Genomic DNA, 15,126 nt, shown 5'->3' with positions numbered 1-15,126 from the left:
AACTAACTGGTCCGCTCGATTAAACGATCACCATCTGGGCTGTGCCTGAATTATTTAAAATGAACGTATTTGCATAAAGTTCTCTTTTCATAGCACATCACCCGCTTTCGTTTATTTGGTTATATTATATGGAATATTGCACCAGAAGTAAAGCCCCTTTTATTTTCTTTACTTCAATTTCCACATGTGGCATTCACCAGGCAATAGCATATGTTTTTGAAGCAATTCTGATTTCAGACTAATGCGTTCAAATCTCGTTAACAGAAAAGGGAATCCTTTACAAAAGGATTCCCTTTTCTCATTGAACGGGCACAAGAAGAGTAAAACGAATATCGTCCTGCTTTAAATTAAATTCATCCACTTTTACTTTCACATCACTTTTCAGCTTCATTTCCTGCAGCGACACATAAATTCGTTCTTGCTGCGGCTGGATTGTAACCCCTTCTGGAAGCTTGTAGCGGTCTTTTACCAGCTTTAGGACATGTGATACAGGGAGATTCAGCTGTCCTACAGATATGGATTTTTGCTGAAGGACTACATCCCCATTCTCCAAGGCTTCTGGTTCAAATGATAATTTCATTTGCAGATCCTGGCTGAAGAAAGGGATCGTGCCATATAAATCAACTTCATCATTCAGGAGAACTTTATAATCTATTGCCCCTGTCAGTCCTTCTTTTTCAAGATAGTGGTTAATTACTCTATTCAAGTCTTCTTTATTGGCTTTTATGTTAAAAGGAACATAATTATCACTATTTTCGGTGATCACTGTATAGTCTTCATCATCTGCCGGCATGCTGATAAAAATAAACAGCACAATTAAGATGAATGCATTAATGACCAGCAGCGCAAAAAACAGCTTTTTCCATTTGCTATCTTTCAATCATCTTCTCTCCATTTCCTTCTGCTTTGCTTTTATATGGAATTTCTTTCAGAACTTCTTCTGTGAGGATCTGATGAACTCGGCCAGCTATTAATTCATAGCCTTTGTCATTTGGATGAAAATAGTCTGTATATAAAAGATTATCATCGGTATTTTCAAATATATCATCTATTTCAACAAAATACGTTCCCGGATAATTTTTTAATATAGACTGGCTTGTGCCATTCCAATCTTCAAGAATATGATTTATTTCGGTTATTTCGGAAAACCATTTTAAGAATGGATTATATAATCCTATTAAAACGATTTTACTATTAGGGTTTACCTCTTTAATCGCATCTAAAACCTCAATCAGATTTTGCTCATAGTTTTTCTTTTCTTTAGTAAAAGCCCTCAGCTTTAGGTTTGAAAAATTCTCACGGACAACTTTCATAACATCATTTCCGCCAATGGTTATGATAATCGCGTCTGCTCTCTTCACAACATCTTTCACTTCTTCAGTCCCTAATTTTTTCAATAATTGATCGGAACGATTGCCTCTTACTCCAAAATTATAAAAAACAGCGTCTCGAACACTTTTGTCTTTTTCCAGTGACATTTCAAGATATGGCACGTAACCTCCACGCTCAGTACTGTCTCCAACCCCCTGGGTTAAAGAGTCCCCTACTGCAGCAACAGTAAGATTTCTTGGGAAAAAGTCGAGGGGAATTTCCTCTTTAAGTGCGAGTTTAGATTCTTTTTCAGAATGAATGATTTCGCTGTTGTTTGATGAACTGCAGGAGGCGAGAAGCAGCATGATCAAAAAGATGAAGGTGAAATTTTTTATCATACTATCACCTGCCTAAATAAGTCATTCATATTATAACATGTACTATACTATTAAAATAATTAGCTTTTACCCGGTAGGCTCCCAGGCTTATCCGAAAAGAAAAATAGACCTTTTCCAAGGTCTATTGCAAAGCTTTAATATCATTCATTATTTCCTCTAATGGAATTTCATTAAGACCAGTATAGTATTTCATTACATTTCCGTTTTGATCAACAAGGTAAAAATCAGTTCCATGGATCACCTGGTCGCCTGTTTGAGGCTTTTTCACAATGGTTTTAAAGTAGTCCATAGCATACTTCTCAATTTCCTCCTGGGCATAGCCGGTCAGAAAATGCCAATTGCTGAAATCTGCATTGTATGTTGATGCAAATTCCTTTAATACCTCAGGTGTATCAACCTTGGGGTCAACACTGAAAGATACAAATTCGATATTTTCAATGCCTTCCTTCTCGGCCAAATCCTGAAGCTTTTTCATATTAGCTGTCATTGGCATACATACATCTTCACAGTTTGTAAAAATAAAGTCTGCAACCCATACCTTGCCTTCAAGATCCTTTAAGCCAAATTCCTTATTGTCCTGGTTTGTATACTTAAAATCTGCAAGTTCCCAGTTTAGTGCATCCTTTATGCCACTCTGTCCGCATGCTGAAAGGACTATTAGCAAAAAAGCTGAAACGATACTAGCAAAAACCCTTTTACTCATACATTCACCTGCTTTAATTAGTTACGATGCTAATTTTAGCAAATATTCATGAAAGAAGAAAGAAGTACTTGTGACAAACTTGTGAATAGAAGCTTTTGCCCTTTTTTTAATAATTCCGGGCTAAGATGGAAACATTCGCAAAAACACTCGTCCATTCAGGGTGTTTTCGTTTTATGATTGGTCATTATCTCATAAAATGTCCTGATAAAATTTGAATAATTAAATTGCACAGCAATCCGATGAATCCGATATTTCATCTTATCTTCAGAAGGTACATGCCTAAAATCTCCAATACTTTGTCCGAATGCATCCCCTTTGTTGACAATTATTTTTACAGGGACATCCATATATTGAATTTCAGCTCGTTCAAGAATTGCCCAAAAGGTTAACAAATCGTGGAGGGGACTCCCGCTTATGCCAGGGTAAGTTTCTTTATAAAAATTAAAATAGTAATCAACCATAGGCTTAAGAAGCAAGCCAACTTTATTTTGCACAGACTGATAATAGGCATCAAGGGCGTCGACAATAGCTGGTGTAATGATTGCAGACATCGTTACATCCAAAGGAAGAATATGAATTTTTTTCGGTGCATTTGTAAACACGACATTGGCCGCATACGGATCCCCATAAAAATTTGCCTCAGCCACTGGAGTCACATTGCCAGGAACATTGAATGCCCCTCCCATTATATAAAAGTCACTGACTTTACTCATGAGTCCAGGGTAAAGGATGAATGCCGCAGCCAGTGAGGAAAGTCTGCCTACATTTATTATAACCATATCATTTTCATACTTCTGGATCAGGCCTTTGAAATCATCGAAATTTTCAAATATATTATTGGAATTCTCAAGATTCGGCATAATCGGGCCGAGTCCCTCTATACCGTGGACGTCCGGATAATACACCGGAACTTCCCCTGTTAACGGCAAAACAGCTCCGCTGAATACAGGAATTTCCTTGTGTCCAGTTATTTCTTGCAGGTAGGCAGCGTTTCGGATGGCATCTTCCCTTGATACATTTCCATAATCTGCAACAATCCCAACGATATTGATTTCTTCTGAGAAAAAGGCAAAGATCACCGCAACAAAATCATCTATACCAAAGTCACTGAATAATAGGACATTTTTTTTCTTCAACCCTACACCCCCATAATTCATTTTATTCGGGGGATAAACAAGAATGGCAAATATTTTCAATTATAGAATGAAAGTTAATAAAATTAATCCGTAGCCAGCGGAATGAATATCCGGAAAACCGTTCCTTTTCCTTTTTCACTGTTAACCTCAATACGTCCCTTCATCCGGTCGACTATTTGGTAGCACACCAGGAGGCCCATCCCAGTTCCCTTTTCTTTCAAAGAATAAAAAGCGGTCCCCAATCTGTCCATTTCTTCCTTTGTCATACCTACTCCTGTATCAGAAATTTCAAAAACACTATATTTACCTTCTCTGGATACAGACAGCGACAAACGGCCGCCATTTTTCATGGCTTCAATGCCGTTTTTGTATATATTGATCAAAACCTGCTTTAACTCACTTGCATTCCCTAGTATCCATATCCCTTCAGAGATCTCCGAAACAACAGATATATTTTTTGACATCATGGCATATGAGTTCATTAAATCAATTACACTTGCAGCAAGGTCTCCGGCATTGAAAGACTCTACTTGTTCTAAATCAGGTTTGGCAAGTGATAAATAATCGTTTATGATTGTTTCCGCTCTTTCCATCTCATCAATCATAAGCTTTATGTACATTTTTTCTTCTTCAGTCATTTCTTCCTTAGCCAGAAAAATCTGGAGAAATCCTTTTACCACTGTCATTGGGTTCCTGATCTCATGTGCGACCGAAGCCGCAAGCTGGCCAATTGCGTTCATCTTTTCAGCTCTTTGCAGCTCCTTAAGAATCTTTGTCCTTTCCATGATATGCTCCATTTCCCCTATTGCTTCTTCAAAGCGATGTGAAGTGGAAATATTCCTTTGTACTGCCCCAAATTGTTCGGAAGTCGCGGACAGCCTTTCAAAAAGGATAGCCAGCCGGGTTGTCATAAAGTTAAATCTCTCAGAAAGAATACCTAAATCTGCTTGATTAGAAGGCTTTAACTTTACGTTAAAGTTACCGCTGCTGACTTCCTTAAAACCAGAAATAATATCATTAATTGGCTCTAATACTTTTTTAAGACCCTTTTTCAAAACAAAATATACTAAAAAGATAATGATTAAAAACAAGCCAGATAAATAAAGGGCTAAATCTCTTTGAATCGATTTCAGCACAGCTGCATCAATATCTATGCATAATATGGCAATAATATTTCCCTTGGAGTCCTCTATAGGTGCAAAGGCAGAAATCCAGGTGCCAAACTGATCCTGATAAACCTCACTGGATACAGTTTTTTTTTTCTGCACAGCTTTCGTGAAACCATTTATAAAATCGTCACTTGCTGAATAAAGCGAAAAAGATTCCAGGCCCATTTCTTTAAAACTTTTGGAAGTTACCAATAATTTTATCGAGTTATCATCAATTTTTTCCGGCATCAGCAGTGATGCATTTGAATAGGCTGACTTTTCATTCACTAATGAAATAAGATGATGCAGCTTTTTATATGCAGGATGTAACGGATCCTGATTTTCCTTAACTTTTTCAACATCTTCGTACGGTATAACAGAACTCCAAAGAGATGCCATGTCTGTCACTCTATCTGTAAGCTGCTTCTCCAGCTGCCGGTTTTCAACCAAAAAACTGACACCTGCTGTAAAAACCGTGACAAAAAAAGAAATGAGGAAGGAGAATAACAGCACTTTTCTGAACAAAGGCAGATTTTTTATTTGATCCTTCATATAGCAGTCACCGATTCCTTTTATTCTAAGTAGCTATCTAACCTCTTTCGGCAAAATTCTGCTGAAATCCTTTAAAAACGCCAAAGTTTTAAAAAGCAGGCATAGAGTTATCCGCAAAAAAAACGCATAGCCTGATTAGCCATGCGCTAGTTTTATTAATCTTCCAGATGATACATAAATCCAATAGCTCCTGGTCCCGTATGCGTACTGATAATTGGAGTTGTTTCTTCAATTTCAATCTCTGCAGCAGCATCCAGCTCTTCAATCATTTTCTTCAGTTTTGAAGCTAACTCAATGCCTTCTGCATGGACAAGGCCTACACCTTTTATTGTTTTCCCTTTGATATCCTCTGCAAATTGCTTGGCCAAATATTTGGCAACCTGGGTATGGCTTCTTACTTTGGCGACAGGTGTGTATACACCGCCTTCAAGCGAGGCAATTGGTTTTATATTCAGCAAGGACCCGATCATGGCCTTGCCTTTGCCGATTCTTCCGCCTTTTACGAGATTTTCCAATGTATCCACTACTACAAACAATTTAGTATTACCGCGAATGGTTTCCAGCCGGCTGACAATTTCCTGTATACTTTTCCCTTCGCTGGCCATTTTTGCAGCCTCTAAAACCTGAAAAGCCAGTGCTTTGGAAATATATCTGGAATCTATCACTGTAACATTTGCATGTGACATAGCAGCCGCACTTTCTGCTGACTGAACAGTACCGCTCATTCCGCCAGTCATATGAATAGAAAGAATTTCATAGCCCTGGTCACCAAACCTGTCATACACCTCAGCGAATACTCCCGCAGGAGGCTGTGAGCTTTTAGGCAACTCTTTCGCTTCTTTCATTTTTCTCATGAATTCAGATGGAGTAATATCAACCCGGTCCAAGTATGTATTTCCTTCAATGTGAATAGATAGCGGGACGACTTCAATATCGAATTTTTCAATCAATTCGCTGGATAGATCAGCTGTAGAATCTGTAACAATTTTTATTTTAGCCATTATGCTTTCACTTCCCCTGCATTAACAATTAGTTCATATTATACATTCAAGCAAAATACAAATAAAGCAATAAATACAAAGCTTGTATTTCTCCTTCTCAAGCAGCAAAAAAAAACCGGCTGGCTGCCGGCATCAATGTTGTTAAGCGTTATTTTTTAATTCTGGAGTCTTAAAAATCTCTTCATAAACAGGCCACTTTAAAACTCGCTTTAGATATTCTCTAAAAGAATGGTTCTTAAGTGTTTTTTCATTGGCGTTAGTGGCCGCAATAAAAGTTTTCAAACGGACTTGGATCATAAAATAATAAGGGTTATCTTTTGCCAATACAGGAATTTCAATAATTTTTACCTTCTGTCCAACAGCATTTTTGAACTCTAGGCTTTTAAATAGCAAAATATCAATCCTCTTTTTCACCCGTTTGTTTATATTATACCCCAAATACGGCTCGAAATGTGTCTGATTATGCTATCTGAATAATTTTTTTATGAAGAAGCCTCATCTGAATTCTCTGCCTTTTTAAGCTTTCTTTTGTAGACAATTTTTGATAAGTTGATGCTTATTTCATAAAGCAGAAGCAACGGAATAGTGACAAGAATATCAGACATGAAGTCAGGAGGTGATATAACAACCGAAATCACGACAAGGACAAAATAAGCATACTTCCTGATCTTTGTAAGCACATAAGGATTAATGATTCCTAGTGAAGTCAGGAACATAATGACTACAGGGAGTTCAAACAAAACTCCAAAAGGCAAAGTCATATTAAGCACAAAGCGGAAATATTTATCCGCAGTGAAATTAGCCTCAAACATTTCTCCACCCAATTCAACAAGAAAACTTAATACGGTGGGGAAAATGACAAAATAGCCGAAGCAAAGGCCAATAATGAACAAAATAAAAAGTGCCGGCACATAAGAAAGAGAAATCTTCCGCTCAGCTGCTGTCAGAGCAGGCTTGACAAACAGCCAAATCTGCAAAGCAAGAACGGGAATTGTCCCTGCAACGGCAATAACCGTAGCAAGCATAAAGTAAACCCAGATAATATCACTTGGGCCCAGGACAATCAATTTGACATCCAGGTCTCTTACCAGCCATTTATAAATATCCTCCACAAAAACAAAACCTGCAATAAAAAACAGGATAAATGCTGATGCCGTTATAATGAGTCTTTTTCTTAATTCATCCAGATGTTCGACTAAATTTAACTCTTTTTCTTCCATACAATTCTCCTGCTAATTTTATAAAAAGCCAGGCTTTGGACCAGCCTGCTGTATCTTAAACCAAAACAAAAAGGCGCAAGAAGTATATCCTTACACCTTATTTAACCGTTTTTTTCTTAGAATCCTGTTCAAGTTCTTCCATTACGTCACTCGTTAGGTCACGGGTGGATTTTTTGAATTCTCTAAGTGTTTCACCAAAAGCACGGCCAATTTCCGGCAGCTTTTTTGGTCCGAATATGATTAACGCCAAAACAAGGATTAAAATTAATCCCGGAACACCAATATTTGAAAGCATATTCACATCTCCTTTAAAGTACTTCCCTTATGAATCTAATACGATTATAGTACTTTTCAAAGGAAATGTCACAGATATCATAAAAATTCATATATCAGTCACAAATCATAGTAAATAAAAATGAATCTGCAAAGTCATCGGGGTACTTATACCAGCAGATGAAAAAGGTTACTGTCTTTGTTTATCTCTTTGTATGAGAATCCCTTTTTATTCATTCTCATAATGAGGTCACTATAATCCTCTTTATTCTTTAACTCAATTCCAACAAGGGCTGGACCATTTTCTTTATTATTTTTCTTCGTGTACTCAAACCGTGTAATATCATCTGTTGGGCCAAGAACCTCGTCAAGAAACTCTCTTAATGCTCCCGCACGCTGAGGAAAATTCACAATAAAGTGGTAAAGCAGGCCTTCGTAAAGCAAGGACCTCTCTTTAATCTCCTGCATTCGTCCAATATCATTATTGCCTCCGCTGATCACACATACGACATTTTTCCCTTTAATCTGCTCCCTGCACATATCAAGTGCGGCTATTGGCAGCGCACCGGCAGGCTCAGCCACAATCGCATGCTCATTATATAATTCAAGGATCGTCGTACACACTTTCCCTTCAGGAACCATAAAAATATCATCAACCAGCTCATTGCAGATCTCATAGGTTTTTTCACCGACACATTTTACTGCCGCTCCATCTACAAACTTATCAATTTCATCGAGAGGTGCTACTGTTTGAACCCTGATTGATTCACTCATCGACGGTGCTCCTGCCGGTTCTACTCCAATCATCTGCGTTTCCGGTGATATACTTTTTATGTAAGTGCTCAGTCCTGCCATTAATCCGCCTCCGCCAATACTCGCAAAAACAAAATCTGCAGGCTCCTCACAGTCGTTAAGGATTTCCACCGCTACCGTCCCCTGTCCTGCAATCACCATTTCATCATCAAACGGGTGAATAAATGCCCTGCTTTCCGCCTCTGCACATTTAAGAGCTTCGTAATAGGAGTCATCAAAAGTATCTCCTACGAGAATGATTTCCACTGAATCCCTTCCAAACAGCTCCACTTGACTTACTTTTTGCCTCGGTGTGGTTGCCGGCATAAAAATTTTCCCCTGGACTCCAAGATGCCTGCAAGCATAGGCGACTCCCTGTGCATGGTTCCCCGCACTTGCACAGACTACACCATTTTCCAGTTCCACTGCAGTTAAAGACTTAACTTTATAGTAGGCACCTCTTAACTTAAATGAGCGGACATGCTGAAGATCTTCTCTTTTTAGATAAACATTGCACCCATACTTTTCTGATAGACGTTCATTTTTCTGTAAAGGTGTATGGGCAACAATATCCTTTAGCTGCTGGTATGCAATCAAAATATCTTCCAACTGCACCCATTTTTTTGTCATTACCTTCTGTTCCATTTTGCCACCCTCTTCTTTACAAGTTATTAATTTGTACATTATACCATGACAAATCATGTTTTCAATCGGGTTTTTTTAAAATTTACATTTTTCGAATTATTTTAAGGGTAGAAATCGCTGAAGCTGACATATAATAAGCAAAAGTTAATTTATATCTCAAAGGGGTGCGGGAATGGAGTTTTCTTTATGCAGTCTGGATAGTGCTTTGCCTGTGGAAGTAACATTGGATGAGGATAACGGCCGATATATGATTCGGAAAAGCGATACGAGCGGGGAGTACTTCAACAGTGCTGATGAATTAATACAGTGGGTGAAAACCAACTTTACAGCAGAAGAGTTTTGCGATCCCAAAGAATACCATGGAATGATTCAGAAGCTGACAGATTATTTAGTGAATCCCAATTTCTAAATTAATTAACCGCTAAAAAAAGGCCCCTGACTGAAAGGGGCCTTCTTTTTATGATGCGATCTTCTTGCCTTTAAGGCTGCTGCAGATTATTTCTCTCACTTCCCGGGCAAGAAACTTTGCATCCAAATCTTTAACAATCTTAGAGTTCACTGGCTTACACACCCGGATTTCTATTTTAGCAGGCTTTATAAGTCTCCCATTCTTTTCAAAGACATCGGCTGTTCCTTTAATAGAAATTGGCACAATCGGAACACCCGCATCCTGTGCAAGCCGGAATCCTCCCACTTTAAAAGGCGCTACCTGCCCGCCCTTGCTTCTGGTTCCTTCCGGGAAAATCAGGAGAGAGTGCCCCTGCCTTAAAAGTAATGCAGCATCCTTTAAAGAATTGATAGCCTTGCTGCGATTGCTGCGATCAATAAAAACACAGTTCATGACTTCCATCCATGAAGAGATGATGGGTGCTTTCTTAACTTCAACTTTTGAAATAAAACCAAAAGGTTTATCAATGGATGCAAGAAGGACTGGAATATCAAAATCTCCTTCATGGTTGCAAACAATGACAACAGGTCCTTCGGGAATCAATTCCTGCCCCTTAATTTTCAATTGAGAGCCTGAGATTTTCATTATTGTTCTGGCCCACTTCTGAGGCACATTATGGATAATGCGGTCGCGTTCCTCAACAGGGAGCGCAGGATTCATTTTCCTCATGCGGGTTAGTGCAGGCAGGCTATAAACCAAATATCCGCCCATATACAGAAAAAAGATTATTAATCGAAGCATAATGACCTCCAGGTCTTGGGATGGTTTACATTATATAATAATCAGGTTTTTTTCACTATATGTTCACAGTTTCTACTAAAAAAGCAGCCCGCTGGAGCGAGCTGCCTTTTTTAGATTATTTTCTTTTATAAATGAGGAATTCAAAATCATATGGATTTTTTTCATCCCTGGTGCCCTTCTCCCTTGAAAGGAGATCCCATTCTGACATATCTAATTCCGGAAAGTATGTGTCTCCTGCAAATTGATCATAAATCATAGTCAAATAGAGACGATCTGCTGCAGGAAGAATGGCTTTAAAAATCTCGGCACCGCCAATGACGAAGATTTCATCTTCCTTTACACCGCTGTACTTCAGAAGCTCTTCAACCGAATTAACAACTGTGCACCCTTCACAGGAAAAGGATTCATTGCGGGTTATAACAATATTCTCTCTCCCCGGCAGAGGTCTTCCGATTGAATCCCAGGTTTTTCGTCCCATGGCAATCGGATGCCCCATCGTAGTTCTTTTAAAGAACTTTAAATCCTCAGGCAGATGCCAGGGAAGTTTATTGTCCTTGCCGATCACACGATTCTCATCCATTGCCCACATTAAAGAAATCATACACTGACAACTCCTTTAATATGAGGGTGGGGATTATAGTCTTCCAGCTGGAAATCATCGAACTTAAAGCTGAAAATATCCTTCACATCCGGATTAATAATCATTTTTGGAAGCGGTCGGGGATCACGGCTCAGCTGGAGGTTTACCTGGTCAATATGATTCTGGTAGATATGCACATCTCCGAAAGTATGTACGAATTCACCAGGCTCCAGATCGCACACCTGTGCAACCATCATAGTCAGTAAAGCATATGATGCAATATTAAACGGAACCCCGAGAAAAACATCCGCAGATCTCTGATAAAGCTGGCAGGAAAGCTTTCCATCTGCTGCATAAAACTGGAACATGCAGTGGCAAGGCGGCAAAGCCATCTTTTCTATCTCCCCAACGTTCCAGGCATTAACAATCAGCCGGCGAGAATCGGGATTTGTTTTAATCTGTTCAATCAGGCTGCTAATCTGATCAACTGTATTCCCATCAGCACCTGTCCATGATCTCCATTGATGACCATAAACCGGCCCAAGATTGCCTTCCTCGTCAGCCCATTCATTCCAGATTCGCACACCATTCTCCTGAAGGTATTTTACATTTGTATCACCGTTTAAAAACCATAACAGCTCATGGATAATGGATTTCAAATGCAATTTCTTTGTTGTTACCAATGGGAAGCCTTCCTGAAGGTTAAAGCGCATCTGGTAGCCAAATGTACTTATTGTTCCTGTACCCGTGCGGTCTTCTTTCTTTGTACCATTCTCCAAAACATGCCTGCATAGATCCAAATATTGTTTCATTTCAACCCAACCTTTTTTAAATACTTAATGATATTGTACACGAATTTCCGGAAGTTTCACATGGGATAAAACTTTAAGAAACCCCTGTTTTTTTCAACAGGGGTAAACTTAGTTTAATTTGTTTATAAACTCATAGGTTTTAGGAGCATTCACACTTAATAATTTCCTTGATTCCCCTCCTGCAAAATACATGGCAAAAGCTTCAGCGAAATATTCTTCAGGGAAGGAAAGAAAATAATTTTTACCCGGAAACAATTTAGCTTTCTCAGCTTTCCAGACAGAGAGAAACTTCTGATTAAAACGGATGCCATTGTATACATGGCGATCAACAGAATGGGCAAGTTCATGAAGTTCCAGATTAACGGAGCCATGGCCTTTCCCCTTATCACTGTATCCTATTTTAACAAGGACTGTTTTTGACCCGCCAATCCCCGGGACATCATCCCAGGTGGTTCCCCCTGTATAGCCGCGGGGAATTACCCCTTCAAGGTGCTGGGCTGTAGGATTATCAGTAAGCTTTCCTACGAATAGTTTCACCCTGATATCTTCATCCTCTATTTTGGACAGAAGGGAGGCGGGCAAATTATCCACCCGGGAAATCATTTCAGCAGCCTCTCCCTCATCAAAAGGTTCAAGCGGCAGTATAAAAATGTCGCCAAGCTGTCGTGGAGATTTTAAACTGAGAAACTCTTTAAGCTGGGAGGAGTGCGGATAATCCTTTAGTTTGATCCCGCCCATGGCAGCCTGAGAGTTCCCCAGCAGTGCAAGGGAAACCATCATGATTGTAAATGTCAGTGCCATTTTGCGCATTATAAAAGCCCCTTCTGTTAATCTAAGATGTATAATTTACGGGCAACAGAGCTCTTTGAAGTGTCTAAGCTGCGGAACTGCCTGAATGGAGAAAAAAATTTTTTACCGTTCTGTTAATCTATTAAAATTATAACATACGAATGAAAGAATTGAAGGAAACAAATGATGGGAAAATAAAATGAAAATTCAAAAAGGGCCCGAGTAAATTCGGGCCCCAGCCAATGGTCAGCTTTATTAAGAGTATGAACGCACAACATCTGACAGGCCTGGAGAAGCCGTTCCAGTGCCAACTGCAGCAAACTTCCAATCGCTTCCATGGCGATAAATCTCACCAACAATTAAACTAGTTTTTCCGCTGTAATCATCAGTCAGGTTATAGTGAATCAGCTCTTGTTTGCTGCCTGAGTTGACAACACGGATGAAGGCATTTTGAATCATCCCAAAATGCTGCTTTCTCTTGACGCTGTCATAGATGTTGACAACGAAGACCATTTTGTGAATGTTAGCAGGCACTCTGCTTAAATCAATCAGCACTTGTTCGTCGTCTCCATCTCCTGCACCCGTCAGATTGTCCCCGGTATGCTGGACACTTCCATCACTGCTTTTTAGGTTGCCGAAATAAATAACATCCTTATTGCTCTTAAGCTTTCCATTTTCACCAAGCATGATAACAGAAGCATCGCAGTCGATATTCGCACCGCCGCCGCCTCCGAATAAAGAGCCCAGGAGACCGCCGCCTCCACTTTTTTGCACTGGATCCCAGCCTAATCCTACCATAATTTTAGATAATCCCGGATTTCCTTTAGTTAAGTCAACACGCTGGCCTTTTTGAAGATTTATTGCCATATCAATTCCACCTCATCAATAATTTATATTTTATTTAAAATGAGCAGCTGCCTAACCCTGCTGCTTCATTTTTTTAAAGTTGTCCTGCAGCTGTTCCAGTCTCCTGGTTCCTTCTTCACGTAAACGCTTGTTTTCTTCTTCTATTGATTTTGTCTCCTGCATACCTTTCATGATGATATTCCAGGATTCCTCAATGGTTTCAATCTTAATGCTCGGGCCGCCTGCCAATCTTGCGATATCCGCACTTTGATTAGAAATATTCTGGGCATTGCGCACAAGCATTTCATTTGTCCGTCTGTCCAGCTCGCTCATTGAATCTGCAACAAGCTTTTGTCTCTTAGCTGCCACTGCCTGAATCAGGCCATTCTTAAAGATTGGAATAGTGGTTACGAATGCAGAATTAATCTTCCCGATAAGCTTGGTATTGCCTCGCTGAAGCAGCCGGATTTGCGGTGCAGTCTGAAGAGCAACCATTTTAGCCATTTCAAGATCATAGACTCTTTGCTCCAGCAATTCGATGGCATTTCTTAATGTATCCAGCTGCATCGAAGCCATTTGATCCCCCTGAGCCGCCCGTGCTTCCAGCTGCGGAAGCTGATTGGCTTTTAAATCGTCGGCTTTCAGCTGTCCTGCCACAGCATATTTTTCGAGAGTCAGATAGTACTGATAATTTTGCTCATACATTTGTTCAAGCATGGTTGTGGAGTCAACCATTTCACTTTGGTATTTGGATATTTCAACATAAACTTTATCAATTTCCGCGCCCATTGTCTGATATTTTCCGAAGAGCTTTTCAATCATCTTTTCTCCGCGCTTGAAAAGCTTGCCAAAGATTCCTTTTGATCCTTGCTCGAAATCCTTCTTGTCAAATTTGTCCATAATTCTGCCGAGCTGCTTTAAAAGTTCACCTGAATCTTCAACCTTCGTTGTTCTCATGTTGCCCAGTATCTGATCTGAAAAGCGGGATATCTGGACAGCAGGCTCTTTACCGAATTCAAGTATTTGAATTTGGTCCTTCTCATCTATGGACCTGGCCAAATTTTGCACCTCAGGCTCCTGCCTTAAAGCAAGCTTAATTTCTGATACCTTATTCTCGGTTAATTTGTCATCCTGCACCTGTGTTGTTAAATTCAAGTCTGTTGCTTTAGTCGGATTCATTTTCAATCACCCTTTAAATTTTTTAATAAGCCTTGAAAGAGAACCTTCTTTAGAAAGGAAGGCTCCTTAAATTCCTGTTCAAAAACAACATCCTCAAGCCAATGGACATCATATAAATCTTCCTCAATGAAGTTTTCAATGTCGTTATGGCCCGGAGGATTATACAATACAATATCCAGTCCAAACTGATTAAGCAGCAAAAGAAGTGCGGCATCCGATCTTACCATCGTCCCGTTCAGCTCGTTGTTATAAAGGATAATCTTAGGGACTTCCTGCGAGTAATCAAATTGCTGCATTAATTTTAGAATACTCGGCGGGATCTGCAGGCTTTGGCTAAATAGATAAATCTTCAATTCTTCTTCCGATTCGCTGGAAAGCGGCTTTAAACGCGGATGTTCACACATATTCCTAATGGCCATTGCAATTCCATTTTGCAGGCCGCCAGGAAGCTGCTGATACCTCCAATAATGTCCAGCAATGATTTTTTCAGGGTCAAGTTTCCCTTCCCTGTCAAGAGCATTGCGATAATGGAACCGAAAATCATTGTTGACG

General features: G+C 39.6%; 18 protein-coding genes. 1 reads left to right on the top strand and 17 read right to left on the bottom strand.

What is annotated here, in order from left to right; genetic code table 11:
* Positions 1-298 precede the first annotated feature (298 nt).
* The 10 genes from ACEQ1T_RS16980 to ilvA form a co-directional block, all read right to left on the bottom strand.
* Positions 299-880 carry a YpmS family protein gene (locus tag ACEQ1T_RS16980; RefSeq protein ID WP_370223876.1) on the bottom strand — a complete coding sequence of 194 codons (582 nt, stop codon included), beginning with the start codon at positions 878-880 and terminating at the stop codon, positions 299-301.
* Entirely contained in the window at positions 870-1,709 is an 840-nt protein-coding gene (locus ACEQ1T_RS16975; protein WP_370223875.1) for an SGNH/GDSL hydrolase family protein, read from the bottom strand. Before ACEQ1T_RS16975 ends, ACEQ1T_RS16980 begins: the two co-directional genes overlap by 11 nt.
* Positions 1,710-1,830: 121 nt before the next feature.
* Complete coding sequence (locus tag ACEQ1T_RS16970) at positions 1,831-2,412, bottom strand: SCO family protein (protein WP_206837957.1); 582 nt, start codon at positions 2,410-2,412, stop codon at positions 1,831-1,833.
* Between the two features lie 155 nt (positions 2,413-2,567).
* Positions 2,568-3,548 (bottom strand): nucleoside hydrolase, encoded by a 981-nt coding sequence (locus ACEQ1T_RS16965; protein ID WP_244671119.1) that lies wholly within the window; start codon positions 3,546-3,548, stop codon positions 2,568-2,570.
* 83 nt (positions 3,549-3,631) lie between these two features.
* On the bottom strand, positions 3,632-5,248 hold the full coding sequence (locus ACEQ1T_RS16960; RefSeq protein ID WP_370223874.1) for an ATP-binding protein: 1,617 nt from the start codon (positions 5,246-5,248) through the stop codon (positions 3,632-3,634).
* 155 nt (positions 5,249-5,403) lie between these two features.
* A complete protein-coding gene (locus tag ACEQ1T_RS16955; RefSeq protein ID WP_370223872.1) occupies positions 5,404-6,249 on the bottom strand; it encodes a DegV family protein in 846 nt (281 codons plus the stop codon).
* Between the two features lie 141 nt (positions 6,250-6,390).
* The gene (locus ACEQ1T_RS16950) at positions 6,391-6,642 is read right to left on the bottom strand and encodes a DUF2535 family protein (protein WP_206837962.1); all 252 of its coding nucleotides are present in this window, start codon (positions 6,640-6,642) and stop codon (positions 6,391-6,393) included.
* 89 nt (positions 6,643-6,731) lie between these two features.
* Entirely contained in the window at positions 6,732-7,469 is a 738-nt protein-coding gene (gene tatC / locus ACEQ1T_RS16945; RefSeq protein ID WP_370223870.1) for a twin-arginine translocase subunit TatC, read from the bottom strand.
* A gap of 97 nt (positions 7,470-7,566) precedes the next feature.
* Positions 7,567-7,764: a twin-arginine translocase TatA/TatE family subunit gene (locus tag ACEQ1T_RS16940; protein ID WP_206837967.1), complete on the bottom strand. Its 198-nt coding sequence runs from the start codon at positions 7,762-7,764 to the stop codon at positions 7,567-7,569.
* A gap of 146 nt (positions 7,765-7,910) precedes the next feature.
* Positions 7,911-9,179 (bottom strand): threonine ammonia-lyase IlvA, encoded by a 1,269-nt coding sequence (gene ilvA, locus ACEQ1T_RS16935; protein WP_206837970.1) that lies wholly within the window; start codon positions 9,177-9,179, stop codon positions 7,911-7,913.
* A 172-nt stretch (positions 9,180-9,351) separates the two neighbouring features.
* Here ilvA and ACEQ1T_RS16930 point away from each other — a divergent pair, with 172 nt between their 5' ends.
* Positions 9,352-9,588, top strand: coding sequence for a hypothetical protein (locus tag ACEQ1T_RS16930; RefSeq protein ID WP_206837973.1), 237 nt, complete (start codon positions 9,352-9,354; stop codon positions 9,586-9,588).
* Between the two features lie 48 nt (positions 9,589-9,636).
* On the opposite strand, the gene ACEQ1T_RS16925 is transcribed toward ACEQ1T_RS16930, so the two are convergent.
* The 7 genes from ACEQ1T_RS16925 to ACEQ1T_RS16895 form a co-directional block, all read right to left on the bottom strand.
* Complete coding sequence (locus tag ACEQ1T_RS16925; RefSeq protein ID WP_370223868.1) at positions 9,637-10,368, bottom strand: lysophospholipid acyltransferase family protein; 732 nt, start codon at positions 10,366-10,368, stop codon at positions 9,637-9,639.
* Positions 10,369-10,483: 115 nt separating this feature from the next.
* Positions 10,484-10,969 (bottom strand): dihydrofolate reductase, encoded by a 486-nt coding sequence (locus ACEQ1T_RS16920; RefSeq protein ID WP_206837979.1) that lies wholly within the window; start codon positions 10,967-10,969, stop codon positions 10,484-10,486.
* Entirely contained in the window at positions 10,966-11,760 is a 795-nt protein-coding gene (locus ACEQ1T_RS16915) for a thymidylate synthase (RefSeq protein ID WP_370223867.1), read from the bottom strand. The genes ACEQ1T_RS16920 and ACEQ1T_RS16915 overlap by 4 nt, the downstream gene beginning before the upstream one ends.
* Positions 11,761-11,868: 108 nt before the next feature.
* A complete protein-coding gene (locus ACEQ1T_RS16910) occupies positions 11,869-12,570 on the bottom strand; it encodes a toxin (RefSeq protein ID WP_206837984.1) in 702 nt (233 codons plus the stop codon).
* A gap of 234 nt (positions 12,571-12,804) precedes the next feature.
* Complete coding sequence (locus tag ACEQ1T_RS16905; protein ID WP_206837987.1) at positions 12,805-13,416, bottom strand: TerD family protein; 612 nt, start codon at positions 13,414-13,416, stop codon at positions 12,805-12,807.
* Positions 13,417-13,467: 51 nt separating this feature from the next.
* Positions 13,468-14,574, bottom strand: coding sequence for a toxic anion resistance protein (locus ACEQ1T_RS16900; RefSeq protein ID WP_206837989.1), 1,107 nt, complete (start codon positions 14,572-14,574; stop codon positions 13,468-13,470).
* Positions 14,575-14,576: 2 nt separating this feature from the next.
* The coding region (locus ACEQ1T_RS16895) for a YceG family protein (protein WP_370223866.1) at positions 14,577-15,126 on the bottom strand (550 nt) is incomplete at its 5' end.

This window comes from Cytobacillus sp., assembly GCF_964223445.1.
Taxonomy (GTDB): domain Bacteria; phylum Bacillota; class Bacilli; order Bacillales; family Cytobacillaceae; genus Cytobacillus.
The sequence above is the reverse complement of the archived record's forward strand: the minus strand, read 5'-3'. Positions and strand labels throughout refer to the sequence as shown.